Consider the following 24877-nt stretch of genomic DNA (forward strand, 5'->3'; position numbering starts at 1 on the left):
TCAGGAACTGCTGGGATCACCGGGGCCCCGGTGATTTCGACCCACGTCCCGGGGTCAGCGGAGGCTCTCCTTGCTTGCGCGGCACGCGCGCGACGGGTGGGATGACGGCGTGAGCAGACTGGACGAGTCCCACGCGGGCGAGCCCCACGGCGTCAACCTGGCCAGCCGGTTGAACTGGCTACGGGCGGGCGTGCTGGGCGCCAACGACGGGATCGTGTCGACCGCGGGGCTGGTCGCCGGGGTCGCGGGGGCCACCGACGACACCCGGGCCATCGTGCTCGCCGGGGTCGCGGGCCTGGTGGCCGGCGCGATCAGCATGGCGGCCGGCGAGTACGTCTCCGTCAGCACGCAGCGCGACACCGAGCGGGCCCAGCTGGTGATGGAGGCGGAGGAGCTGCGCACCGAGCCCGAGCTGGAGCTCGCCGAGCTCACCGGCCTGCTCCGGGGGCGAGGGCTGAGCGCCCGCCTGGCCGAGCAGGTGGCCGAGGAGCTCACGGAGCACGACGCCCTGGCGGCGCACGCCGAGATCGAGCTGGGCCTGGACCCCGAGCAGCAGACCAACCCCTGGCACGCCGCGTGGGCCTCCATGATCGCCTTCGTGCTGGGCGCCCTCCTGCCGCTGCTCGTGATCGCCTTCGCCCCTGCCGAGCAGCGGGTCTGGTTCACCGGCGTCTCCGTGGCGGCCGCCCTGGCCCTGACGGGGTGGATCAGCTCACGACTGGGCGGGAGCCCACCGCTGCGGGCGGTGGCGCGCACCGTGGCCGGCGGGCTGCTCGCCATGGTCGTCACGAACGTGGTCGGCAACCTCTTCGGCGTCTACCTCGACTGAGGCCGCTCCGTCGTCCCCCGACTCCGCGAGCGGCAGGGTGAACCGGAAGGTCGCACCCCGGCCCTCGACGCTCTCGGCCCAGATCCGGCCGCCGTGCCGCTCCACGATGCGCCGGCTGATGGTGAGGCCGAGGCCGGTGCCGCCGCCCTGGCGGCTGTCGTCCATGCCGACCTGGTGGAAGCGGTCGAAGACCCGCTCGAGCTCGTCTGCCGGGATGCCGCGGCCCTGGTCCGCGACGGAGACCAGGACGTGGTCGCCGTCGACCCGGGAGGAGACCTCGATCTCGCTGCCGGCGGGGGAGAACTTCAGCGCGTTGCCGAGGAGGTTGACCAGGACCTGCACCACCCGGTCGGCGTCGCAGCGGGCCTCGACCTCGCTCGTCAGCAGACGGACCCTCACCTCCCTCTCGGTGGCCAGCGAGCAGAGGGAGTGCACGGCCTCGCCGACCAGCGTGCCGAGGTCGTGCACCCCGGGGGCGAAGCCGAAGCTGCCGCTCTCGAGGCGCTCGAGGTGGATGATGTCGTCGACCAGCCGGGAGAGCCGCTCGCTGCCCCGGGTGGCACGGGAGATCATTGGCAGGGCCGTCGGGGGGAGCGCGCCGGCGTCGCCGTCCTCGAGCATCTCCAGCGACCCCCGGATCGCCGCGAGGGGGGTGCGCAGCTCGTGGCTGACTGCGGTGACGAACTCGCTCTTGATCGAGTCGAGCTTCTCGTAGGCGGCCGTGAGCTCGGCGAGCTCGTGGGTCCGGTCGGCCACCCGCGCCTCGAGCACCCCGCGGAGCCGCCAGGCGTCCTGGGTCTGCACGAGCTGGCGGACGCCGACCACCGCGATGGTGAACGCCCCGAGAAGCACCGAGCCCGCCTCGCGCGGGGCGAGCGCCACGGCGGCGGCCAGCGCCCCGAGGGCCACCAGATCGGGCAGCACGGGCGAGAGCCCGCCGTCCAGGTGGCGCCGGAAGGTCCGCAGCGGCGTGGGCCGCGTGCTGGCCACGGCCGCGGCGGCGGCCAGCAGCAGCGGTCCGAGGGAGTAGCCCACGTCGATCCCCCACGAGGGGTCGACCCCGCGGGCCACCGCCAGGGCGTAGCCGCTGTCGCCGACCGCGAACGCGGTGAAGGCGAGGCCGACGAGGACGACGTCGGTGCGACGGGGGCCGGCGCTGCGGAGCAGCAGCAGGCAGGCCAGCGACACCGCGAGGCCCGACCCGAGCGAGTAGACCGTCAGCATCACCCGCATGGTGACGTCCACCGACGAGCCGTAGACCGTGCCGAGGACGAACGTGTGGACGAGCTGCACGAGCCCCGTCGCCAGCACCAGCGCGTCCAGCAGCACGGGCCGCCACATCCCGCTCTGCCAGCGCACGGCGGGGTAGAGGAGGAGGGCCACGGCGCCGGTCACGAACGCCAGGAGGTAGGCGACGTCGCTGGTGCCGGTGGCCAGGGCGGAGCCGGTCTCGGCGCCCACCCGGACCAGCAGGTCGGCGCCGCCGTACAGGGTGAGGTAGGCCGCCATCAGCGCCCACGAGAGGCGTCCGCGCCCGCGGTGGTGGGCGGCGGCGTCGACGGAGAAGGCCGCGGCGACGAACGCGGTGGGGACGCCCAGGACGCCCCCCGACAGCGCGAGCGGCGCCTCGCGGCCGGCGAGGGACCACGCCGAGGCGACCGCGGCCGCGGCGACGAGGGCCAGGCGCACCGCGAGGGGGCGCGTCAGCCAGCCAGGGGGACCCATCCGCATCTCGACACTTCCACGAGCTCGTCCGCACGTGTCCCGAGCGGCACGGCGGTGGCCCCGCACACGACGGGGCCTCGACCATGAGAGCACCCGGGCGCGCCCGCCGTCCGGCGATTCACCCGAGCCGAGGCGGGAGGTAGGTCACACGTCCCGGGACGGGCGGCACGGGCCGGTGGAGGCGCGCAGGACCAGCTCGGGCTCGAAGACGTACTCGTGGGCGGGGACGGGCTGCCCGTCGATCGCGTCGGCGAGCGCGGCGACCGCGGCCGCCCCCATCGCCGCCGCCGGCTGCCGGACCGTGGTGAGCGGCGGGTCGAGGAAGCCGATCAGGCGGGAGTCGTCGAAGCCCACCACGGAGACGTCGCCGGGCACCTCGAGCCCCCGCTCGCGGACCTCGCGGACCGCTCCGAGCGCCATCAGGTCCGACCCGCAGACCACGGCCGTGGCGCCGCGGTCGAGCAGGTTGCGGGTGGCCGCGGCGCCGCCCTCGACGGTGAAGAGGCCCTCCTCGATCCACTCCCGGGCATCGGCCTCCGACAGGCCCAGGGCCCGGCCGAGGGCCGCCACGAAGCCGGCCCGCTTGCGGGCCGACGGCATGAACCGCACCGGGCCGATCGCGAGCCCGATCCGGGTGTGGCCGAGCTGGGCCAGGTGGCTGACCGCGAGCTCCATGGCGGCCACGTCGTCGACGGAGACGAACGGCGCGTCCAGCCCCTCGACGTACCCGTTGACGAAGACGCAGGGCAGGCCCTTGTCGAGCAGGCTCTGGTAGCGCTGGTGGTCGGCCGCGGTGTCGGCGTGCTTGCCCGAGACGAAGACGATCCCGGCGACGCCGTGGTCGAGCAGGGACTCGACGTACTCGTCCTCGGAGATCCCGCCGGGCGACTGGGTGCAGAGCACGGGGGTGTAGCGGCGCCGGGCCAGCGCGTCCTCGATCACCTGGGCGAAGAGGGGGAAGACGGGGTTCTCCAGCTCGGGCACGACCAGGCCGACCAGGCCCGCGCTGCGCCGGCGCAGCCGCGAGGGGCGCTCGTAGCCGAGCACGTCCAGGACGGCCAGCACCTGCTGCCGGGCGGCGTCGCTGACGCCGGGCTTGTCGTTGAGCACGCGGGACACGGTGGCCTCGCTGACGCCCGCCTCGACCGCGATCTGCGCCAGGGTTGCCATGGTGGTATGAAACTCCTTGCACGGCGATGCTGCAAGACTTTCCAGTTCTTGCAGGGATCTTGCCAGCACGCCGTGACACACGTCACACTAGCAACAACTCCACGCGGCTCCGTCCGCGCGGTCGACCCAGCCCATCCGAGGAGCACCCATGCGTCGTACCCACGCGGCCGCCGTCGCCGGCACCGCAGCCCTCGCCCTCGTCCTGGCCGCCTGCGGCTCGGACTCGGACGACAGCTCGGAACAGAACGAGCCCGACCCCCAGTCGCTGTCCGCCGAGCTGACCTGGTGGGACACCTCCGACCCGGAGAACGAGGCGCCCGCGTTCGAGGAGCTGATCAAGCGCTTCAACGAGGAGTACCCAGACGTCGAGGTCAACTACCAGTCGGTCCCCTTCGGCGAGGCGCAGAACAAGTTCAAGACCGCCGCCAGCTCCGGCTCGGGCGCGCCCGACATCCTCCGCGCCGAGGTCGCCTGGGTGCCGGAGTTCGCCTCGCTGGGCTACCTCTACGCGCTCGACGGCACCGCGGCGCTCGAGGGCAACTTCCTCGAGACGCCGCTGTCGAGCAACGAGTACGACGGCTCGACGTACGGCGTCCCGCAGGTCACCGACACCCTCGGCCTGATGTACAACAAGGAGCTCTTCCAGAAGGCCGGCCTCGACCCCGAGGCCCCGCCGACCACCTGGGACGAGGTCCGCGAGGCCTCCGAGGCGCTCCAGCAGAAGGCGGGCGTCGAGGGCATCTACCTCAACGCCGCCGGCTACTTCATGCTCCCGTTCCTCTACGGCGAGGGCGGCGACCTGCTCGACGTCGACGCCGAGACCATCACGGTCAACTCCGAGGAGAACGTCGCGGGCCTCACGGTGGCCCAGCAGATGGTGAAGGACGGCACGGCCGCCAAGCCCAACGCGTCGGACTCCTACGGCACGATGATGACCCTCTTCAAGGAGGGCAAGGTCGGCATGATCGTCAACGGCCCGTGGGAGGTCGCCAACATCGCCGGCGACCCGAAGTTCGGCGGCTTCGAGAACCTCGGCATCGCCGCGGTCCCCGGCGGCAGCGAGCAGGCCGGCGCGCCGGTCGGCGGCCACAACTACGTCGTCTGGTCCGGGATGGACGAGGCCAAGGCCGACGCCGCCCTCGCCTTCGTCGAGTTCATGGCCTCCCCCGAGAGCCAGGCCTACGTCGCCGAGGAGCTGGGCCTGCTGCCCGGCAACGCCGACGCCTACGACCTGCTGAGCGACAACGAGAAGGTCTCCGCCTGGCAGGGTGCGCTCGACGCCGCCCAGCCGCGGCCGTGGATCCCCGAGGGCGGCCTCTTCTTCGCGCCGCTCGACGAGATGGCGGTCAAGGTGCTGGTCCAGGGCCAGGACCCGAAGAAGGCCCTCGACGAGGTCGCCGAGACCTTCAAGGCCGAGGTCGTCCCCGACTACGAGGCCCAGTGACCTCGTGACGCTCAGCTCCACACCCGGCCCCACGCCGGACCACGCGCAGCCGGCCCCCTCCCGGGGGGGCCGGCTCCGCCGGTCCTTCGACCGGCACTGGTACGCGTGGGCCATGGTGCTCCCGACCGTCGTGGTCCTGGCGGTGCTGATCGGCTTCCCGCTCGTGCAGGGGATCTGGCAGTCGTTCACCGACCTCAACGAGTCCAACCAGCGCAGCGAGGTCTGCACCAAGACCCTCGGCGGCGGGGAGACCTGCAAGCCCAACCCCGACGCCGCGAAGTTCGTCGGGCTCGACAACTACGTCGACGTCGTCACCGGCGAACGCGGCCGCTTCTGGCTCTGGTTCACCAACACCGTGGTGTGGACCTTCGCGTGCGTCTCGTTCCACTACCTGCTCGGCCTCGGCCTGGCCGTGATGCTCAACCGGCCGATGCGCGGCCGCGGGCTCTACCGCGTGCTGCTGATCCTGCCGTGGGCCGTGCCGGGCTTCGTCGCCGCCTTCGCGTGGCGCTTCCTCTTCAACGAGAACTTCGGGCTCTTCAACAGCCTGCTCACCACCGTCGGCCTCGACCCGGTGGACTGGTTCTCCCACCGCTGGACCTCGCTCTTCACCGCCATCACCACCAACATCTGGATGGGCGTGCCCTTCATGATGGTGGCGATCCTCGGCGGTCTGCAGTCGATCAACGCCGACCTCTACGAGGCCGCCGAGATGGACGGCGCCTCCGCGTGGCAGCGGTTCCGGCACATCACCCTGCCGGGGCTGCGCCCGATCAGCGCGACCGTGATCCTGCTCGGCACCATCTGGACCTTCAACATGTTCCCGGTGATCTTCTTCGTCACCGGCGGCCAGCCCGCCGGCGAGTCCGAGATCCTCGTGACCGGGGCCTTCCGGGCCGCCTTCGAGGGCGTCCGCAACTACTCGCTGGCCGCCACCTACGGCGTCCTGATCCTGTCGCTGCTGCTGGTCTTCGCGGCGACCTACCGGCGGGCCCTGCGCTCGCAGGGAGAGGTGTGGTGATGGCCGACCCGACCCTCGCCCAGGACGCCGGGGCCCACACCCGGGCGGCGACCCCGCGCCCGCGGCGTACCCGCTCCCCGCTGGCGTCCGTGGCCCTCCACGGCACGCTGGGCCTCGCGGTGCTGGTGGCGCTCTTCCCGATCGTCTGGGTGGTGCTCAGCTCGCTCAAGCCCGGCTACGCCATCCAGAGCTCGGAGATCACGCTCTTCGTCGAGCCGTCGTTCGACAACTACGTGCACGTGCTGACCGAGACCAGCTTCCCGCGGTGGTTCCTCAACAGCGCCGTCGTGGCGGCGTTCACGATGGTCATCGGCATCACGATGTCGGCGAGCGCCGGCTACGCGATGAGCCGCTTCAACTTCCCCGGACGGCGCGGGCTGATGTGGGTCTTCCTCGTCACCCAGATGTTCCCGGTGGCGATCCTCATCGTGCCGATCTACACGATCATGGCCAACCTCGGGCTGATCGACACCAAGCTCAGCCTGATCATCGCCTACTGCACGGTGGCCGTGCCGTTCTGCGCCTGGATGATGCGCGGCTACTTCGACACCATCCCCAAGGAGCTCGACGAGGCGGCGGCGCTGGACGGGCTCGGCCCGTTCGCCACCTTCTACCGCGTGGTGCTGCCGCTCGCCCGCCCCGGGCTGGCCGTGACGGCGTTCTACACGTTCCTCACCGCCTGGGGAGAGGTCGCCTACGCGATCGCCTTCATCCAGACCGACGAGAACCTCACGCTGGGGGCCGGGCTGCAGCAGTTCGTGCCGCGCTTCAACCCCCAGTGGGACAGCCTCACCGCAGGGGCCGTGCTGATCACGGTCCCCGCCGCCCTCGTCTTCTTCTTCGCCCAGAAGCACCTCGTCGCCGGCCTGACCGCCGGCGGCACCAAGGGATAGGACCCCAGCCCGATGAGCACGAGCACCAGCAGCAGCGTCACCTTCTCCGGCGCCACCCGGATCTACCCCGGCTCCGACAGGCCGGCCGTGGACGCCCTCGACCTGCACATCGAGGCCGGCGAGTTCCTCGTCCTCGTCGGCCCCTCGGGCTGCGGGAAGTCGACCTCCCTGCGGATGCTCGCGGGCCTGGAGGAGGTGGACGCCGGCCAGATCCTCATCGGGGACCGCGACGTCACCCACCTGCGCCCCAAGGACCGCGACATCGCCATGGTCTTCCAGAACTACGCGCTCTACCCGCACATGACGGTCGCCGAGAACATGGGCTTCGCGCTCAAGATCGCCGGCGTCGACAAGGCGACGGTCCGCAAGCAGGTGGAGGAGGCGGCCGCGATCCTCGACCTCGCCGACTACCTCGACCGCAAGCCTAAGGCCCTGTCGGGCGGGCAGCGGCAGCGGGTGGCGATGGGCCGGGCGATCGTGCGGCAGCCGTCGGTCTTCTGCATGGACGAGCCGCTCTCCAACCTCGACGCCAAGCTCCGGGTCTCCACCCGGACCCAGATCGCCTCCCTCCAGCGCCGCCTCGGCACGACCACCGTCTACGTCACCCACGACCAGGTCGAGGCGATGACGATGGGCGACCGGGTCGCCGTCCTCAAGGACGGGCTGCTGCAGCAGGTCGACACCCCGCTGGGTCTCTACGAGAAGCCCGCCAACGCGTTCGTCGCCGGCTTCATCGGCTCGCCCGCCATGAACCTCGGCACCTTCTCCGTGGTCGACGGCCACGCGCGGATCGGCGACGGCCTGGTGCCGCTCCCCCGCTCCACGGTCGAGGCCGTCGGCGCCGCCGGCCAGGTGCAGGTCGGCTTCCGCCCCGAGGCGCTCCTCCCCGCCTCCGAGGGCGATCCCGGCTCCTTCGCCGTCCAGGCCCTCGTCGTCGAGGAGCTCGGCTCCGACGCCTTCCTCTACGGCGACCTCGTCGGCGACGACCTGCGCGCCGACCACGTCGTCGTCCGGCTGCCACCCCGCGGCGTCCCGCAGAAGGGCGAGACCGTCTGGTTCACCGTCGAGCCCGGCGGGCTCCACGCCTTCGACGTCGAGACCGGCGCCGCCCTCCCCACCCACTGACCTGCTGCGGGGGGGCGTGGGATCCCCGCCTGAGCGGGGGTTCCTGAGGTTCGTGCCCTTTGCAGGGCCCGCCAACCCGCAGGAAGCCGCGCCAAGTTCGGCGGATTCAGGGCAACCGCGGGTCCCGTCGTACGCCGTCGGTGCCGGCCGGCGTAAGCCTGCGCGGTCAGCCGCCACCGCCGTCCTCCGATGTCCCAGCGGCCACGCGGATCGAAACTTGGCTGGGGTTCCTGTTGCTTGGCGGGCCTTGCAGAGGGCACGAACTTCAGCGATCCCCGCCTGAGCGGGGATTCCCGGGTCGGGGCCCGGGGGACAGACAGGGAGGGGTCAGGGACGGGAGAGCCAGGCGGCCGCGTCCCGGCCGAGTGCGAGCCGCCGCTCGAGCCCCGCGGCCTCGGGCTCGCCCACGGAGGTCAGCACGACCTCTCCCGGGAGCGTCACCAGCAGGCAGCGCTCGGCGAGCAACGCGGGGACCAGCGGGGCCAGCGCCTCAGGGACCCCCGCGACGTCGCCCCCGGCCAGCACCGGGTCGTGCCCGGGGCCGACCACAGGGCCGACCACCCTGCCCTTGAAGGCCCGAGGGAGGAGCACCGGCGAGTACGGGCCCGGGACGGGGGCGACCACCTGCGAGCCGGTCACCCCCGGGGCGGCGATCCGCAGCACGTGCTGCACCAGCCCGTGGGCGAGGGCGGCGCCCCGCCTCCGCTCGTGGCCCGCCCACGTCTCGGCGACGAAGTCGTCACCCTCCACCACCGCGAGGCAGTGGGTCATCGTGGCCAGCTCGGCGGCCAGGTGCTCGGGCGGCCTCCGATCAGCCAGCCCCTCCTCCTGCACCCGCCAGGAAAGTCGGGCGGCCAGCGCGCGCGTGCTCTCCCGGCTCCGGGCCGCCTCCGACGCCAGGCGCCGGTCGCCGGCGCCGCCCCGCCGGTGGGCACCGAGCTTGACCACGACCGTGGCGCCGAGCAGCGCGACGCCACCGAGGGCGAGGAACAGGTCAGCAGCCACGGGGCGACCGTACCGGTGCCCGGCCCGGCGGGCGCGCCCCGCCGCCGGGGTGGTCGGCACACTGGGGGCATGCGGTTGTTCGTGGCGGCGGTGCCGCCGCCGGAGGTGGTCGAGGACCTCGACGCGTTCCTCGACGTACGACGCGGGGCGGCGCGCGCAGAGGGGTTGCGGTGGTCGCTGCCCGAGCACCTGCACGTCACCCTGGCCTTCCTCGCCGACGCCGCCGAGCGGCACCTCGACGAGCTGCTGGAGCGGCTGGAGCGGGCGGCCGGCCGGCGCTCCCAGGTGCCGACGCGGGTCGCGGGGGGCGGCGCCTTCCCCCACGTCGCCGGAGCCAGGGTGCTCTGGGCGGGCCTCGAGCTCGACGACCCGGGCGCCACCGAGCTGCGCCGGATGGCGGAGGGGGCACGGGCCGCGGCCTCCCGGACGGGGATCGCGGTCGACGGCCAGCGGTTCCGGCCCCACGTGACGCTCGCGCGGCTGCGCCGGCCCACCGAGGTGTCGCCGTGGGTGCGGCTGCTCGACTCGTACGCCGGCCCGCCCTGGACCGTCGACACCCTCACCCTGGTCCGGTCCCACCTCGGCGAGGGGCCGCGTCGCCGTCCCCGCTACGAGGTGCTCGCCGAGCTCCCGGTGGGCCGCTGACCGAGCCGACGCCGACCGACCTCGACGCCACCGGTGGCTGCGGGTGCGACCGCTGGGGTCAGCCGTCCCGCGGGCCCCACTTGGCGGCCGTGCGCTCCTCGATCTCGGGGCCACCGGCGATCAGCCAGAACATCGGCTCGAGCTCCTCGCCGGCGGGGGTGCGGCGGGTGACGGTGACGGACTCCAGCTCGCGGATCCCGCTGTGCCAGCCGATCTTGGCCACCTCCTCGGCGACCTCCTCCCCCGGGGGGTCGGCGACCTGGAGGTCGACCGCGAGCTGCGGCCCCGACTTGTAGTCGCCGTGCGTGTAGGCGACCTCGACGAGGTCGGCCACCCCGTCGAGCCCCTCCACCGCCGAGCGGATCTCGGCCACCTCCTCCTCGCACTCCCCGCAGCCCTGCGCCGTGCCGGCCGCGACCGAGCCCGACCCGCCGCAACCGGCCAGCCCGCCCGCCAGCACGCCGGCCAGCCCCAGGGCCAGCACCCCGCCCGGCAGCCGCCCCGGTCGTCCGTGGCGCGAACGCGCGCGCGACCGTCGTACCGTTCTCCCCATCGAGCTCTCCCCTGCTCGTGCGGCGGCCCCAGCCAGGCCCCCGCGGTTCTCCCTCGTGGCCGCGCACACTATCGGGTGCGGGGCCGCGCCCGCGGCCCTCGAACCGACCGGTGGACTGGCAGGATGAGCGGATGTTCGCCTACGAGTTCGAGGGCAAGGCCCCGCAGGTCCACCCGGAGGCGTTCGTCGCCCCGACCGCCACCCTGATCGGCGACGTGCGCGTCGAACGCGGCGCCAGCGTCTGGTACGGCGCGGTGCTCCGCGCCGACATCTGCACCATCGTCGTCCGCGAGGGCGCCAACGTGCAGGACAACTCGGTCGTCCACGGCACCCCCGACTCGGTCGTCGAGATCGGCCCCGGCGCGACGGTCGCCCACTCCTGCATCGTGCACGGCGCGACGATCGGCACCGAGGCCCTGCTGGGCAACGGCAGCACGACGCTGGACGGCGCCACGCTGGGCGACCGCGCGATGGTCGCCGCGGGGTCGCTGGTCACGCCGGGCACGCAGGTCGAGGGCGGGATGCTCGCCGCGGGCTCGCCCGCGACGGTGCGCAAGGCGCTCGAGGGCACCGGCGCGCAGTTCTGGGTCGAGGCCAACCCGCCGTACTACCAGGAGCTGGCGCGTCGCCACCGCGACGGCCTCCGCGAGGCCTGAGCGGACGCCCCGACTCACCGCCGCCACGGGACAGTCCCCCGCGTTCTGACCAACGACACGCGGGTGCGCACGGTCGGAACGCGGGGGACTGTCCGAAGCAGCGGGCTCGAGTGGGCCCCAGCGGGCGGCCGGGGTCAGCGGAGCCGGGTCAGCGCAGCGCGGGCTCGCGGTCGCGCGGCAGGGCGCGGGCGATGTCCTCGACCCGCTCCTTGGCGTCGCCGAAGAGCATCCGGGTGTTCTCCTTGAAGAAGAGCGGGTTCTGCACGCCGGCGTAGCCCGTGGCCATCGACCGCTTGAAGACGATGACCTCCTTGGCGTTCCAGACCTCCAGCACCGGCATCCCGGCGATCGGGGAGCCCGGCTCCTCGACGGCGGCCGGGTTGACGGTGTCGTTGGCGCCGATCACCAGGACGACGTCGGTCTCGGGGAAGTCGTCGTTGATCTCGTCCATCTCGAGCACGATGTCGTAGGGGACCTTCGCCTCGGCCAGCAGCACGTTCATGTGGCCGGGGAGGCGCCCCGCAACGGGGTGGATGCCGAACCGGACGTCGACCCCCCTGGCCCGCAGCGCCGCGGTGAGCTCGGCCACCGGGTACTGCGCCTGCGCCACCGCCATGCCGTAGCCCGGGGTGATCACCACGGACGACGCGCCGGCGAGCAGCTCGGCGGTCTCCTCGGCGTTGATCTCGCGGTGCTCGCCGTAGTCGCGGTCCTCGCCGGCGCTGCCGCCGTCGGAGCCGAAGCCGCCGGCGATCACGGAGATGAACGAGCGGTTCATCGCCTTGCACATGATGTAGGACAGGATCGCACCGGAGGAGCCCACGAGGGAGCCGGTGATGATCAGCAGGTCGTTGCTCAGCATGAAGCCGGCGGCCGCCGCGGCCCAGCCGGAGTAGGAGTTGAGCATCGAGACGACGACGGGCATGTCGCCGCCGCCGATCGCGGCGACGAGGTGGAAGCCCAGCACCAGCGCGAGCACGGTCATGATCACCAGCGGGACCACGCCGACCTCGACGTCGTCGGTCAGCAGCTCCTGCGAGGACATGAACCAGACCATCAGGCCCAGCGAGACCAGGATGATGCCGGCGTTGAGCAGGTGCCGCCCGGGCAGGGTCAGCGGGGCGGACTTCATCTTCGCGCTCAGCTTGAGGTTGGCCACGATCGAGCCGGTCAGCGTGACCGCGCCGATGAAGACGCCGAGGAAGACCTCGACGGCGTGCACCTTGTCGTGGGTGCCGTGCTCGAAGAAGGAGTTGAAGCCGACCAGCACGGCGGCGAGGCCGACGAAGCTGTGCAGCAGGGCGATCAGCTCGGGCATGCCGGTCATCTCGACCGTGCGGGCCTTCCAGGCGCCGATCGCGCCGCCGACGAGCATCGGGACGGCGATCAGCACGAGGGTGATCGGCAGGTCGCGGTAGCCGGCGTACTGGCTCTGCCGCGCGGCCAGCAGGACGGTGGCGACCAGCGCGAGGCCCATGCCGGCCATGCCGGCCTGGTTGCCGCGCTTGGCGGTCTCGTGCTTGCTCAGCCCGGCGAGCGCCGCGATGAAGAGGACGCCCGCGATGATGTAGAGCCCCTGGACGAGGCCCACCAGCTCGGAGGAGGTCAGGAAGTCGGTCACGGGTCAGTCCTTCCGGAACATCTCGAGCATGCGGAGCGTGACCAGGAAGCCACCGAAGATGTTGATGCTCGCCACGAGCACGGCCAGCACGGCCAGCGCCGACACGAGCAGGCTCTCGGAGCCGACCTGCAGGATCCCGCCGACCACGATGATCCCGGAGATCGCGTTGGTCTCGCTCATCAGCGGCGTGTGCAGGGCGTGGGCGACGTTGGAGATCACGTAGTAGCCCACGAAGACGGCCAGGGCGAAGACCGTGAAGTGGTTGAGGAACGCGCCGGGCGACACGGTCGCCAGGGCCGCGAAGGCCACGGCGGCCAGCGCGGCGGCGAAGACCTTGCGGCGCGGGTCGGGCGGCGGCTTCGGGGCCGCGGGCTCGACCGGCGCCGGAGGCGCGGCGGCCGGGGCGGCGGAGACCTGGACCGGCGGCGGCGGCCACATCGACTCGCCGTCGCGGACGACGGTGATGCCGCGCTGCACGACGTCGTCCATGTCGAGGACGAGCTCGCCGTCCTTGCCCGGGGTGAGCAGCTTGAAGAGGTTGACCACGTTGGTGCCGTAGAGCTGGCTGGTCTGGGCGGCGAGCCGGCCGGCGAGGTCGGTGTAGCCGAGGATCGTCACGAGGTTCTCGGTGACGACCTTCTCGTCCTTGACCGTCAGCTCGACGTTGCCGCCGTTGGCCGCGGCCATGTCGACGACCACGGAGCCCGGCTTCATCCGGCTCACGGTCTCGGCGCTGATCAGCCGGGGCGCGGGGCGGCCGGGGATCAGGGCGGTGGTGATGACGATGTCGGCGTGCCGCGCCTCCTCGTCGTACATCACCGCGGTCGCCTTCTCCTGCTCGGCGGTCATCTCCTTCGCGTAGCCGTCGGACGAGACCTCGGCCTCCATGTCGACGGTGACGAACTCGGCACCCATCGACTGCACCTGCTCGGCGACCTCGGGGCGGACGTCGAAGGCTCGCACGATCGCGCCCATCGCGCCCGCGGCGCCGATCGCCGCGAGGCCGGCGACGCCGGCGCCGACGACGAAGACCCGGGCAGGCGGCACCTTGCCGGCGGCGGTGACCTGGCCGGTGAACTGGCGGCCGAAGGCGTGCGCGGCCTCGACGACGGCGCGGTAGCCCGCGACGTTCGCCATGGAGGAGAGCACGTCCATCGACTGGGCGCGCGAGATCCGCGGCACCGCGTCCATCGCGAGACCGGTGACGCCAGCGGCCTGCAGCTGGTCGAGCAGCTCGGGGCTCCGCGCGGGCGCCATGAGGGAGACCACCGTCGCACCCCGGCGCATCCGGGCGACCTCGTCGGCGGTGGGCGCGTTGACCTTCACTACCACGTCGCTGGACCACACCTCGGTCGCGTCCGCGACCCGGATGCCGGCCTCGGCGTAGGTCTCGTCGCGGAGGTCGGCGGCCTGACCGGCGCCGGACTCCACGACCACCTCGTAGCCGAGCCCGACGAGCTGCTCCGCGGTCTTGGCGGTCGCCGCGACGAGGGTCTCGCCGTCGCGGGACTCGCGGGGGATGCCGATGCGCACGTGGTTCCTCCTTGGGGGTGGGCGAGGTCAAGGTACCCCCGACGCTCCCGGGCGCCCCGGACGTCCACTCATCGGGACCGTCGTCCGCGGAGCGGGACGCCCCGCGGACGACGGAGGGCCGCGACCACCGTGCGGTGGCCGCGGCCCTCTGCTGTCCTGCGGTCCTGCTGTCCTGCGGCCCTGCCGTGCGCGGGAGCCGTACGCCGGCCGCCCGGCGCGGCCTCGCCGTCTCGCGGCTAGACGTAGTCGTCGTCCACGACCCCGGCCTTCAGGTGGGGACGGTCGAGCTTCTCGCCCTCGACGTCGACGTTCGGCAGCACCCGGTCGAGCCAGCGCGGGATCCACCACGCCCTCTCGCCCATCAGGTAGAGCAGCGCCGGGATCAGCACGAGCCGCACCACGAAGGCGTCGAAGACGATCGCGGCCGCGAGCGCGAAGCCCATCGACTTGATGATCGGCTCGGTCTGCAGGATGAAGGCCGCGAAGACGGCGATCATGATCGCGGCCGCGGCCGTGACCACCCGGGCGCTGTTGCGGAAGCCGTCGACGACGGCGTCCCGGGTCGACATCCCGTGCACGTGCGCCTCCCGCATCCGGGTCACCAGGAAGACCTGGTAGTCCATCGCGAGGCCGAAGACCATGCCGATGAGGATGATCGGCATGAAGGAGACGATCGGCTGGCCCTCGATGATCCCGAAGGTGCCCTTCTGGAAGATCAGCACCGTGGCGCCCAGGGTCGCGAGCACCGAGAGCAGGAAGCCCAGGGTGGCGGTGAGCGGCACGAGGATCGACCGGAAGACGAGCACCAGCAGGATGAACGCCAGGCCGATCACGACGGCCAGGTAGACGGGCAGGGCGTCGCTGAGCCGGTCGGAGACGTCGGTGGTGATGGCGGTCAGGCCGGTGACGCCGGTGGTGGTGCCGGTCTCCTCCTCGATGTCGGACTGGCCCGCGCGGAGCGTCTCGAGCAGGTCCTTGGTCGCCTCGTCGTCGGGGCCGGTGGCCGGGGTGACCATGACCTGGGCGCCGGTGCCCTCCTCGTTGGTCAGCACGACCTGGGCGTTGCTCACGCCCTCGGTCTCGGCCGCCCAGGCGGCGACGGCGCCGAAGGACTGGCCGCGCTCCTCCTCGGGCACGTCGCGGGCGTCCACGACGACCAGCAGCGGGCCCTCGCGGCCCGGCCCGAACGCCTCGGCGACGAGGTCGGTGGCCTGCCGCTGGGTGGTGGAGGTGGGCTTGGTGCCGTCGGTCGGGAAGGCCAGGTAGAGGTCCTTGATCGGGAAGGCGAGCGCCCCGAGGACCACGACGACGAGCAGGGCGAAGGCGGCGGGCGCCTTGCCCACGAGCCGCGCCCAGCGGACGCCGTTGTTGATGATGTGGCCGTCGGCCTCGCGCTTCGGGTTGTGCTTGATCACCTGGCCGCCGAACGCCTTGGACTTCAGCACGCCGAGGAAGGCGGGCAGCAGGGTGAGCGCGGCGAGCACGGCCAGCGCGACGCCCGAGGCGGCCGCGAAGCCCATGGACGCCAGGAACGGGATGTCGACGACGACCAGCGCGGTGAGCGCGATGATCACGGTGAGGCCCGCGAAGACGACGGCGGAGCCGGCGGTGCCGACCGCGATCCCCACGGCCTCCTGGCGGTCGTCGGTGTGGTGCAGCTCGGAGCGGTACCGGGCGAGGATGAAGAGCGTGTAGTCGATGCCGACGGCGAGGCCGATCATCGTGGCCAGCATCGGCGTGGTCGAGCCGATGTCGGTGAAGGCGGTCATCGCGACGATGCCGATGTTGGTGAGCCCGACCGCGACGAGCGCGATCCAGATCGGCATGCCGGCGGCGACGAGCGAGCCGAAGGTGACCAGCAGGACGAGCAGGGCCACGGCGACGCCGATCGCCTCGGACGTCAGGCCGAGCTCGGTGATCGCGCTGGTGCCGGAGCCGTTGACCTCGACCCGCAGGCCGCTGGACTCCTCGACGTCGGCCATCAGCTCCTCGAGGGCGTCGATCGAGGCGACCTCGACCTCGGTGGGCGCGTCGACGTCCCACTCGAAGGTGATCGTCCCGACCCTCTTGTCCTCCGAGAGCGGCGAGAGGACGGCGGCGTTCTGCCGGGCGACGTCGAGCGGCTGGCCGCTCTCGCGGGCCGCGTCGACGAACATCTTCTGCTGCCCGGCGGCCGCGGTGGCGGGGTCGGCCAGCTGCAGCTCGTCGGCGGGCGGGGTCTGCGGGAGGTCGGGGATCCCGGCGATCAGCTCGTCGATCGCCTCGACGTTCTCCTCGTCCTCGAGGGTGGTGCCCTCGGGCGCGACGACGACGAGGTTGACCGTCGCCTCGGAGAACGCGTCCCGGGAGCCCGGGAAGAGCTCGGCCTGCAGGTCGGCCGCCTTCTCCGACGGGATCCCCGGGATGGTCAGCGCGTCGCTCATCGGCTTGGACTGGGAGGCCGCGAAGCCGCCGACAGCGAGGAACGCGATCAGCCAGGCGAGCAGGAAGAACGGCCAGCGCCGGAAGGCGGTCTTGCCGAGTCGGTAGAGCAGGGTTGCCATCTGGCGGATCTCCTGTGGGTGGGGCGGGAATCGTGGGGGGGGGTACGCCGGGGCGCTCAGGCGAGCAGGCGGCGGGCGGACTCCAGGGCCTCGCCGAACAGCTCGGCGAGGGGCCGGTCCTGGTGCTCCTCGGCCAGGCTGTCGAGGCAGCTGTCGAAGAGCGAGACCATCAGCCGCACGAGCATCCGCGCCCGGGCGGCTCCGAACTCCTCGCCCTCGCGGGCCAGGATGTGCTCGACGAGCTGGCCGGCGATGGTCTCGAAGCGCTCGTGCACGGTGACCACCAGCCGGGGGACCTCGAGGATCACCCGGCGCTGCAGCTGGATGTCGCGCCGGCTGAAGGTGTCCTCGGCGAGCACCGCCTGCGCCAGCACCTTGCAGTCCTCGGCCAGCCGCCCGGTGGGACCGCCGGCGCGGAACTCCGCGAAGAGCTCGGGCGAGAGCTCGGGCATCGGGCCGAGCACGGCGTCGAGCTTGGCCGGGTAGTAGTTGAAGAGGGTGCGCCGCGAGACGTCGCTCGCGACGGCCAGGTCCTCCATGGTCCAGCCCTCGAGGCCGCGCTCGAGGGTGAGCTCACTGGCCGCCCGCATGATGCGCCGGCTCGTCGCGAGGCGCTTGGCCTCGCGCGACCCGGTTGCACTTTCGGACATGGAGTGCATTCTTGCACTCTGATGGTGAAAGTGCAGAGGATCGAGCCTGTCGGCTCCGTCACACCGCCTGGGGCACGATCTCGGCCCCGGCCCCGGGGACGGCCACGGGGGACGTCGGCCACCCGTCGAGACGCGGCACCCGGCGCACCGACCGGCTCAGGGTCGGCACCAGGGCGGCGAGCGCCGCGGCGCCGAGCAGCAGCGCGGTCGCCGTGCGACCGCCGTACGCCTCCAGCAGCCAGCCGCCCAGCAGCGGGGCGAGCGGGATGGTGGTGAAGGCCAGGAACTGCGACGACGACGCGATCCGCCCCTGCAGCCGCTCGGGAGTGATCGCGACCCGGTAGGACTGGGTCGCGGCGTTGCCGGCGGGGTTGAGCAGCAGGCCCGCCCCCAGCACGGCCGCGACCACCCACGGCGAGGACCACAGCACCAGCGGGAGGAGCAGTGGGACCCAGCTCCAGGCGATCAGCACGGTGAGGCGCCCGGTCGGCACGCGGTGCACGAGGAACGGCGCGAGCAGCGCGCCCAGCACGCCGCCGGCACCTGCGACGGCCTCGACGGCCCCGATCACCGGCGGCGCCACGCCCTCCTCGACCATCCTCAGCACCGCGACGAGGAAGACCGCGTTGACCACCAGGTTGGACGCGGCCGAGAAGACCGCGGAGGCGCGGAAGTAGGGGACGGCGAGCAGGTGGCGCAGCCCCCCCCCACGAGCTCGGCCACGGGCGCCCCCCGTGGGGCCCCGGTCTCGCGGAGGGGCGCCGACAGGTCGGCCTTCACCCGGGAGACCGCGACCAGCGAGACGGCGTACGTCAGGGCGTCGAAGAGGAACGGCAGCGACCGGCTGCGCGAGCTGTCCCGGCAGCCGGGCGGGGAGGCCGCCGCCGACGTCTTCCGCTCGCAGGCCGCCGCCTGGGCGCACGCCCTCGTCGACGCGGCGCACGCCGGCGGGACGCCGGAGGGCGACCACCGCTCCGTCACCGAGCAGTCGCTACGCCTGACCGAGGAGGAGGCGCGCGAGCTCACGGGCGAGATGGGCGCGCTGCTGCAGCAGTGGGTACGCCGCACCCGGGGCCGCGACGCGTCACGCCGGACCTACGTGCTGTTCTCGATGCTGCAGCCGCACCCGGGGACGCCCGGCGCGCCGGACGGGACCGGCGGAGCGGGCGAGGATCAGCCGGCGATGCCGTAGAGCCGGTCGCCCGCGTCGCCGAGGCCGGGGACGATGTAGCCCTTCTCGTTGAGCCGCTCGTCCATCGCCGCGGTGACCACCTTGACCGGGACGGTGAGGTCGGCGATCTCCTGCTCGAGCTTGTCGCAGCCCTCGGGCGCGACCAGCAGGCAGATCGCGGTGATGTCGTCGGCACCGCGGTCGGTGAGGAAGCGGATGGCCGCCGCCAGGGTGCCGCCGGTGGCCAGCATCGGGTCGAGCACGTAGCACTGCCGCCCCGACAGGTCGTCGGGGAGCCGCTCGGCGTAGGTCGCCGCCTCGAGGGTCTCCTCGTTGCGCACCATCCCGAGGAAGCCGACCTCGGCGGTGGGCAGCAGCCGCATCATCCCGTCGAGCATCCCGAGCCCGGCCCGCAGGATCGGCACCACCAGCGGCTTGGGGGTGGCCAGCTTGACCCCGGTGGTCGGGCCGACCGGGGTGGTGATGTCGACGGGGTTGACCCGGACGTCGCGGGTCGCCTCGTAGGCCAGCAGCGTGACCAGCTCGTCGGTGAGTCGGCGGAAGGTCGGCGAGTCGGTGCGCTCGTCGCGCAGGGTGGTGAGCTTGTGGGCCACGAGCGGGTGGTCGACGACCTGGGTCTGCATGGGGGTGACTTTAGTCGAGCCCCGGCCCACCGCGGGGGTTGGCGGGCGTCGGCATCCGTGCCACGCTCATGGGCATGGGCCTGGCTCCGGAGCAGCTGGAGGGCATCGACTTCGCGCTGGCGGCCCGGCGCGAGGAGGGTCGCTGGCGCCTCGACGAGCTGGCCGAGTCCGCCTGCGGCTCCGTGGAGGAGATCGCCCACGCGCTGCGCCGGCTGCCAGGCGAGGGCGGGGCGCTGGGGATGGTCGCGGTCGACGAGGACTTCTTCGTGATGGTCCGGGTCGAGGGCTCCACCACCCGGGTGCTGCTCTCCGACGTCAGCGCCGCCGGCGAGTGGGAGCTGGCCCGCTCGGTCGTGGAGTTCCTCGGCGTGATCCCCGAGGACGAGGACGCCCGGGAGCCCGCCGGCGACCTCGGTCTGGTCGCCGACCTCGGGATGCACGCCGTCGACATGGCCGTGCTGCTCGACGACGTCGACCTCTACCCTGACGAGATGCTCTCCGACGTCGCCCGCCGCCTCGGCTTCGGCCCCGAGTTCGACGACGCTGTCGGGCTCAGCGCGGTCTGAGCGGTGACGACCTCCCGCTGGGACGAGGCGATGCGCCTCGCCCTCGACCAGGCCTCCGACGCGCTGCGCTCCGCCGACGTGCCGGTGGGCGCCGTGGTGCTCGACCCCGACGGCGTACCGCTGGGGTCGGGCCGCAACGTGCGCGAGGCCGAGGCCGACCCGACCGGCCACGCCGAGGTGGTCGCCCTGCGGGCCGCCGCCCGCGCCCGCGGCGAGTGGCGGCTCGACGGCTGCACGCTCGTGGTCACGCTCGAGCCGTGCACGATGTGCGCCGGCGCCGCCGTGCTGGCCCGGGTCGCGCGCGTCGTCTTCGGGGCGTACGACGAGCGGGCCGGCGCCGTGGGCAGCCTCTGGGACGTCGTCCGCGACCGCCGGCTCAATCACCGCCCCGAGGTGGTGGCCGGGGTGCTGGCCGCGGAGTCCACCGCCCTGCTGGACGCCTTCTTCCGCGACCAGCGGCTCACTCCCGGTTCTGGATGATCCCGCTGGTGCTCGGCTGGTAGGGGTTGAGCCCCTTGTCGATCGCGTACTGCCGCAGGTAGCCGTCGCGGCCCAGGACCTTGATCCGCTCCTGGATCTTCTCGGCCTCGGCCCGCTCGACCTTGACCTGCGCCTCGGCTGCCTTGACCTGCGCCTCGGCCTCGGCCTCGCGCGCCTTGGCCCGGGCGACCGCCTCCTGCTGGGCGATCAGCGCCTCCTTGACCTGCTCCGGCGGGACCGGCTTCTGCAGGGTGATGGAGAAGTTGACGAAGAACTCCTCCTCGCCGTCGATCTGCCGGCCGACCAGGTCGGGCAGCTGCTCGAGGACGTCGCGCTCCCACTGCGCCTTCACGTTGGGGTCGGTGTAGAGGTCGGTGTAGGTGTAGTTCTGCGAGGCCCGGTCGATCGCGGTCTCGAGCGGCTTGGAGACGTAGACCGAGAGCATGGTCAGCCAGCCGACGGAGCCGTTGCCGTCGCTGGTGTCCATGTAGGCCGAGTAGCGGTTGCCGATCAGGTCGTGGAAGCGGCGCAGCGTCTGGCACTCGGTGTTGAGCAGGAACGACGCGACGCCGTCGACGCTCATCTCGATGCCGTCCTTGGTCACGAAGGTCATGCTCGGCCGGTCGCCGCCCTCGCCGAAGACGTAGTTGCGCTGGCTCGAGGGGTAGGAGAAGTGCTTGTCGCCGGGGCCGTCCCAGGCCCGCGTCGAGGTGCCCACGCAGTCGCCGAACCGGGTCGGGGTGAAGGCGCCGCCGGTGTAGTGGAGCGCCACCTGGTCGGGTCCCGTCGACACCGTCGTCGGCCGGACGAAGGCCAGCACCACCAGCAGCGCGACGACGAGCAGGGCCACGGCGACGCCGCCCTTGGCGAACCGGCTCCCCGAGGCGGCGGTCGGGACGGACGGGTTCTTGGACATGCGGCGGCTCCCCCTGCTCGGTGCGCGCGGCTCGGTGCGCCGCGACGGCGCCGCACATCATGGCAGGCGCCGCGCCGGCGCACTCCCCCGGCGCGTGCTCAGCCGAGCTCGCGCGTCCGCACGGTGTCGATGACGATCGTGGCGAGGTCGGGCTCGGTGGCGCGGTGCTCGCGGGCGAGCCCGAGCACGTCGTCCAGCGCCGCCTAAAGCTCCTGCACGGCGGAGTCGGGGCCCAGGCCCCGGGTGCGCTCGATGATCGCCCCGGCGAGACCGTCGGAGATCTCGTCGTGCTGGTAGGCCACGTCGGTCACCTTCCTGACCCGGGCCAGCTCGGTCGCGTGCCGGCCGGAGTCCCGCCGCTGACCCCTGAGCAGCACGACCGCTGCCCCGACCAGCAGGGCGAGGACCACGAGGAGGAACAGGATCCGGATCACACCACGAGCCTAGCGAGCCCCGCCCCTAGGCTGGCGGGATGCCGATCCCCGAGTTCGTCGTGGCCCTGCGCGAGCGGGTGGGCGCCATGCCCCTGTGGCTGCCCGGCGTCACCGCGGTGGTGCGCCGTGCCGACGAGGTGCTGCTCGTCCGGCGGGCCGACACCGGCGAGTGGGCGCCGGTCACGGGGATCGTCGACCCCGACGAGGAGCCGGCCGTCTGCGCCCGGCGGGAGGCGCTCGAGGAGACCGGGGTCGAGATCCGGGTCGACCGGCTCGCCTCGACGTCCGTGATCTCCGGGGTGGTGCACGGCAACGGCGACCGCGCGTCGTACCTCGACCTCACCTTCGCCTGCACCTGGCTCGGGGGCGACGCCCACGTGGCCGACGACGAGTCGGTCGACGTGCGGTGGTGGCCGGTCGACGCGCTGCCGCCGATGGGCGCCCACATGGCCGCGCGGGTCGAGGCCGGGCTGGCCGACGAGGAGCGGGCCCGCTTCCTCCCCTGACCCGGGGTCCCGCTGGCCGAGGGGGATTTCCGCGGCCCGACCGGCGTCCGGTAGCCTCTCCCGCGGTGGCGTGTCCGAGCGGCCTAAGGAGAACGCCTCGAAAGCGTTTGTGGGTGCAAGCCCACCGAGGGTTCAAATCCCTCCGCCACCGCCATGTGATGTCGCAGGACATCCGCGAGGCCCGGACCCACCCGTGGGTCCGGGCCTTCGTCGTCCCCGCTGCTCGTCCGGGAGGGGGTTTGTGCTCCCTGAGGGTCACCCGGTGACCCTCAGGGAGCACAAAGGCGGCGGGAGCACAGAGGCGGCCCCGGCGTCGCGGGTGTGGCGCGCGGTCAGCGCAGCGTCGAGAACCACCCCGCGGCACGCCTGCCGGCCAGGACGGCCCGCTCCCAGGCGACGCCGATCCCCAGCAGCAGGGCGCCGAGGAGGAAGAGCGTCACGAAGGCGTGCACGTGGACCAGCAGCGGCCCGCCCTGGGTGAGCGCGACCAGCACGAGGACCACCGCCCCGACCACGACCGGCGCCCGCCAGCGACGGGCCACGCCGGCCACCAGGGCGGCGACCGCGAGAAGGCTCACGACGACCAGGCGCAGGACGTCGCCGTCGGCGATCGCGACCCAGCTGCTCGGCAGCAGCGCCACCCCGAGCGCGGGACCCATGGTCAGGGCGGTCGGCGACGCCGGCTCCCGGCGCGACTGCAGCAGCCCGACCCCGACCAGCAGCACGAACGGCACCGCCGTGTAGGCCTCGACCGGCTCCACCTCGGCGTCGACGAGCAGCCGCCAGACCCCTGCCGAGACCAGGAAGGTCCCGGGGTAGGCGCCGACGAGCCGGCCCCGCGCCGCGGAGACCGCGAGCAGGCAGACGCCGGTGACGACGAGGGCGGCGGCGTTGAGCACCGCGGACTCCGGCGCGCTCACCGCGATGGCGGCGACGCCGTACCCGGCGGCGAAGAGGTGGGCGACCAGCTCGTGCTGCTCCCGCTCGGGGCCGGCGGGGAGGACCCCGGGGACGCCGGCCAGCGCGGCGGTGACGACGCAGGCGACCAGGGTGGCGACGACCTGCACCTGCGGCTCGGCGTCGCGGACCAGCAGGGCCACGGTGGCCAGCGCGGCGGTGTGGGCCACGACGGTCCAGGCGGCCCGGCGGGTCGTCGCGACCGCGCCGAGCGAGGCCGCGAGCCACGCGAGGGCGGGCAGCACCGGCAGCCACCAGGGGGCGGGCGACCCGCCGAGCTCGGCGAGCAGGGCGAGCCCGTCCTCGGCCGCGGCCTCGGTGAGCGCCCAGGTGGCGAGCACCAGCACGGGGAGCAGGACCCAGCCGACCGTGCCGGCGGTGCCGGGCCTGCGGTCCGTGCGGCGCAGTGCCAGCTCGGCGACGACCCCGGCGGCGACGACCACCGCGAGGCCCACCAGCACCAGCCGGTGGGCGTCGACGAGGACCACCGCGAGCGCCGGCAGGGCCGCCACGACGGCCACGTCGACCAGCAGGTCCCGGCCGACGGCCGCGCGCACCGCGGCCGAGGCCCGCGGGACGGCGCGCAGCACCAGGGCCAGCACGGGCAGGGCGAGCAGCAGCGCCGCGGCGGCGTACCGCTCCGCGGGCGGGCGGGTGGGCTCGAGACCGACCACGAGGCCGGCGTGGGCGTGCACCAGGAGCGCCGCCAGCGCCGTGACCGCGACGGGCAGGGCCGAGAGGGGCAGCACCCGCGGGCGCGTGCCCCGCCGGGCGGGCAGCGGGACGCCGGGGCGCCCGCGGACCACCCCGCCCGGCACGACGGCCGGCGGCACCGCCAGGTCTGGGACCGGACGGTCGCACCGGAGCGCCACGGCGACCCCGACGAGCGCCAGCACCAGCAGGCCCAGGTGGGCCGCCGACCGCGCCAGGCCGTCACCGGCGGCGCTCGCCGCGGCCAGCCCGGCCCAGGAGAGCAGGGTGGCGGCCGCCGGCCGGAAGGTGAGCACCGGCCTCAGCGGGAGCCCGTCGCGGACCCGGGGCACCGCCCGGTCGGCGAGCAGCAGGACGCAGCCGCCGAGCAGCCCGGCGAAGGCCCAGTAGCCGTCGAGGGGCAGGTGGCCGAGGCCCCCGAGGTCGAGCCGGTGGGCGGCCTCGAGGTCGATGAGCAGCAGTCCGGCGGCGACCGCCGCGAAGGTCTCCGCGGCGGCGGGGAGGCGGCGGAGGGTGCTCCACGCGGACGCGCCCACCGCGGCGGCTGTGAGCGAGACCATGATCAGCGCCTGGCCGGCGACCCCCACGACCAGCCAGAAGACGACCAGGAAGAGCGAGGCGGCCGACAGCGTGAGCAGCGCCCCCAGGCCGAGGAGCACCTGCTGGCCGCTCGGGCCCGAGCGCCGGCGGGCGGCGTAGGGCGGCATCGGCGGCATCGGTTGCGGCGGGGCGCCGTACGGCGGCCTCGGCTGCGTGGCGCTCAGCGGCGGGGCGGGCGTCGGGGCGCCGTACGGCCGGGCAGCAGGGCCGCCCACCGGTTGCGGCGCCGGCTGGCGGAGCCGGCCGACCAGGTGGTCGGCCTCGGCACGCAGCACGTCGATCTGCTGCGTGACCTGCCAGAGCCGGGCCGCGTCCGGGCCGACGAGGCGCAGGTGGCAGCGGGGACAGGCCGGCAGCCCGGGCTCGACCGGTGCCGAGCACTGCGGGCAGGGGACGGGGTTCCTGGGGGTCACCGGGCCATCCTGATGCACCCGCGGCCGCGCCGGGATCCGTCCCGGTACTCAGGCCGTCCCGGTGCC

Annotated in this window: 24 protein-coding genes and 1 tRNA gene; 12 read left to right on the top strand and 13 right to left on the bottom strand. The window is 73.5% G+C overall.

Annotated features, from left to right (window positions below; genetic code table 11):
- Positions 1-109: 109 nt before the first annotated feature.
- Complete coding sequence (locus tag DNK53_RS02445) at positions 110-829, top strand: VIT1/CCC1 transporter family protein (protein WP_110180698.1); 720 nt, start codon at positions 110-112, stop codon at positions 827-829.
- Here DNK53_RS02445 and DNK53_RS02450 read toward each other — a convergent pair.
- Positions 713-2554, bottom strand: coding sequence for a sensor histidine kinase (locus DNK53_RS02450; protein ID WP_162599723.1), 1842 nt, complete (start codon positions 2552-2554; stop codon positions 713-715). The genes DNK53_RS02445 and DNK53_RS02450 overlap by 117 nt on opposite strands.
- Positions 2555-2698: 144 nt before the next feature.
- Positions 2699-3724 carry a LacI family DNA-binding transcriptional regulator gene (locus tag DNK53_RS02455; RefSeq protein WP_110180700.1) on the bottom strand — a complete coding sequence of 342 codons (1026 nt, stop codon included), beginning with the start codon at positions 3722-3724 and terminating at the stop codon, positions 2699-2701.
- A 148-nt stretch (positions 3725-3872) separates the two neighbouring features.
- Here DNK53_RS02455 and DNK53_RS02460 point away from each other — a divergent pair, with 148 nt between their 5' ends.
- The 4 genes from DNK53_RS02460 to DNK53_RS02475 all read left to right on the top strand — a co-directional run bounded on the left by DNK53_RS02460 (position 3873) and on the right by DNK53_RS02475 (position 8207).
- Positions 3873-5168 (top strand): extracellular solute-binding protein, encoded by a 1296-nt coding sequence (locus DNK53_RS02460; protein WP_110180701.1) that lies wholly within the window; start codon positions 3873-3875, stop codon positions 5166-5168.
- Between the two features lie 112 nt (positions 5169-5280).
- Positions 5281-6189: a carbohydrate ABC transporter permease gene (locus tag DNK53_RS02465; RefSeq protein WP_110181361.1), complete on the top strand. Its 909-nt coding sequence runs from the start codon at positions 5281-5283 to the stop codon at positions 6187-6189.
- Positions 6189-7082: a sugar ABC transporter permease gene (locus DNK53_RS02470; RefSeq protein ID WP_110180702.1), complete on the top strand. Its 894-nt coding sequence runs from the start codon at positions 6189-6191 to the stop codon at positions 7080-7082. Before DNK53_RS02465 ends, DNK53_RS02470 begins: the two co-directional genes overlap by 1 nt.
- Positions 7083-7094: 12 nt before the next feature.
- On the top strand, positions 7095-8207 hold the full coding sequence (locus DNK53_RS02475) for an ABC transporter ATP-binding protein (protein ID WP_110180703.1): 1113 nt from the start codon (positions 7095-7097) through the stop codon (positions 8205-8207).
- A gap of 327 nt (positions 8208-8534) precedes the next feature.
- Here DNK53_RS02475 and DNK53_RS02480 read toward each other — a convergent pair whose 3' ends face one another.
- Positions 8535-9212, bottom strand: a complete 678-nt coding sequence (locus tag DNK53_RS02480; protein WP_162599724.1) for a hypothetical protein — start codon at positions 9210-9212, stop codon at positions 8535-8537.
- A 69-nt stretch (positions 9213-9281) separates the two neighbouring features.
- Between DNK53_RS02480 and thpR the strand changes: the two genes are divergently transcribed.
- Positions 9282-9857 (top strand): RNA 2',3'-cyclic phosphodiesterase, encoded by a 576-nt coding sequence (gene thpR, locus DNK53_RS02485; RefSeq protein WP_110181362.1) that lies wholly within the window; start codon positions 9282-9284, stop codon positions 9855-9857.
- A 58-nt stretch (positions 9858-9915) separates the two neighbouring features.
- Here thpR and DNK53_RS02490 read toward each other — a convergent pair whose 3' ends face one another.
- Positions 9916-10410 carry a hypothetical protein gene (locus DNK53_RS02490; RefSeq protein WP_162599725.1) on the bottom strand — a complete coding sequence of 165 codons (495 nt, stop codon included), beginning with the start codon at positions 10408-10410 and terminating at the stop codon, positions 9916-9918.
- Positions 10411-10541: 131 nt separating this feature from the next.
- On the opposite strand from DNK53_RS02490, the gene DNK53_RS02495 reads away from it, so the two are divergent.
- On the top strand, positions 10542-11066 hold the full coding sequence (locus DNK53_RS02495; RefSeq protein WP_110180706.1) for a gamma carbonic anhydrase family protein: 525 nt from the start codon (positions 10542-10544) through the stop codon (positions 11064-11066).
- Between the two features lie 148 nt (positions 11067-11214).
- Here the strand turns inward: DNK53_RS02495 and pntB are convergent, their stop codons facing one another.
- The 5 genes from pntB to DNK53_RS02520 all read right to left on the bottom strand — a co-directional run bounded on the left by pntB (position 11215) and on the right by DNK53_RS02520 (position 18047).
- A complete protein-coding gene (gene pntB, locus DNK53_RS02500) occupies positions 11215-12687 on the bottom strand; it encodes a Re/Si-specific NAD(P)(+) transhydrogenase subunit beta (protein ID WP_239456325.1) in 1473 nt (490 codons plus the stop codon).
- A gap of 3 nt (positions 12688-12690) precedes the next feature.
- On the bottom strand, positions 12691-14220 hold the full coding sequence (locus DNK53_RS02505) for a Re/Si-specific NAD(P)(+) transhydrogenase subunit alpha (RefSeq protein WP_110180707.1): 1530 nt from the start codon (positions 14218-14220) through the stop codon (positions 12691-12693).
- Positions 14221-14456: 236 nt separating this feature from the next.
- A complete protein-coding gene (locus DNK53_RS02510) occupies positions 14457-16763 on the bottom strand; it encodes an MMPL family transporter (RefSeq protein ID WP_110180708.1) in 2307 nt (768 codons plus the stop codon).
- A 56-nt stretch (positions 16764-16819) separates the two neighbouring features.
- Positions 16820-17413 carry a TetR/AcrR family transcriptional regulator gene (locus DNK53_RS02515; protein WP_162599726.1) on the bottom strand — a complete coding sequence of 198 codons (594 nt, stop codon included), beginning with the start codon at positions 17411-17413 and terminating at the stop codon, positions 16820-16822.
- Between the two features lie 58 nt (positions 17414-17471).
- Positions 17472-18047, bottom strand: a complete 576-nt coding sequence (locus DNK53_RS02520; RefSeq protein ID WP_110180710.1) for an MFS transporter — start codon at positions 18045-18047, stop codon at positions 17472-17474.
- Positions 18048-18104: 57 nt separating this feature from the next.
- On the opposite strand from DNK53_RS02520, the gene DNK53_RS02525 reads away from it, so the two are divergent.
- Complete coding sequence (locus DNK53_RS02525) at positions 18105-18605, top strand: hypothetical protein (RefSeq protein WP_110180711.1); 501 nt, start codon at positions 18105-18107, stop codon at positions 18603-18605.
- Here DNK53_RS02525 and upp read toward each other — a convergent pair.
- A complete protein-coding gene (gene upp / locus DNK53_RS02530; protein ID WP_110180712.1) occupies positions 18587-19228 on the bottom strand; it encodes a uracil phosphoribosyltransferase in 642 nt (213 codons plus the stop codon). The genes DNK53_RS02525 and upp overlap by 19 nt on opposite strands.
- A 74-nt stretch (positions 19229-19302) precedes the next feature.
- Between upp and DNK53_RS02535 the strand changes: the two genes are divergently transcribed.
- Complete coding sequence (locus DNK53_RS02535) at positions 19303-19794, top strand: tRNA adenosine deaminase-associated protein (RefSeq protein ID WP_110181364.1); 492 nt, start codon at positions 19303-19305, stop codon at positions 19792-19794.
- 30 nt (positions 19795-19824) lie between these two features.
- A complete protein-coding gene (locus DNK53_RS02540; protein WP_110181365.1) occupies positions 19825-20274 on the top strand; it encodes a nucleoside deaminase in 450 nt (149 codons plus the stop codon).
- Here DNK53_RS02540 and DNK53_RS02545 read toward each other — a convergent pair.
- Together DNK53_RS02545 and DNK53_RS02550 are read right to left on the bottom strand one after the other, a co-directional pair.
- The gene (locus DNK53_RS02545) at positions 20255-21190 is read right to left on the bottom strand and encodes an SPFH domain-containing protein (protein WP_110180713.1); all 936 of its coding nucleotides are present in this window, start codon (positions 21188-21190) and stop codon (positions 20255-20257) included. The genes DNK53_RS02540 and DNK53_RS02545 overlap by 20 nt on opposite strands.
- 203 nt (positions 21191-21393) lie before the next feature.
- A complete protein-coding gene (locus DNK53_RS02550; protein WP_110180714.1) occupies positions 21394-21624 on the bottom strand; it encodes a hypothetical protein in 231 nt (76 codons plus the stop codon).
- A 38-nt stretch (positions 21625-21662) separates the two neighbouring features.
- Between DNK53_RS02550 and DNK53_RS02555 the strand changes: the two genes are divergently transcribed.
- Both DNK53_RS02555 and DNK53_RS02560 read left to right on the top strand, forming a co-directional pair.
- Complete coding sequence (locus tag DNK53_RS02555; protein WP_110180715.1) at positions 21663-22130, top strand: NUDIX hydrolase; 468 nt, start codon at positions 21663-21665, stop codon at positions 22128-22130.
- Positions 22131-22194: 64 nt separating this feature from the next.
- A tRNA-Ser gene (locus tag DNK53_RS02560) sits at positions 22195-22284 on the top strand.
- A 178-nt stretch (positions 22285-22462) separates the two neighbouring features.
- Here DNK53_RS02560 and DNK53_RS02565 read toward each other — a convergent pair.
- Entirely contained in the window at positions 22463-24811 is a 2349-nt protein-coding gene (locus DNK53_RS02565) for an SCO7613 C-terminal domain-containing membrane protein (protein WP_110180716.1), read from the bottom strand.
- Positions 24812-24877: the final 66 nt, after the last annotated feature.

Origin of the sequence: Nocardioides solisilvae, from assembly GCF_003194625.1 — a bacterium.
In the GTDB taxonomy this organism is placed as follows: Bacteria; Actinomycetota; Actinomycetes; order Propionibacteriales; family Nocardioidaceae; genus Nocardioides; species Nocardioides solisilvae.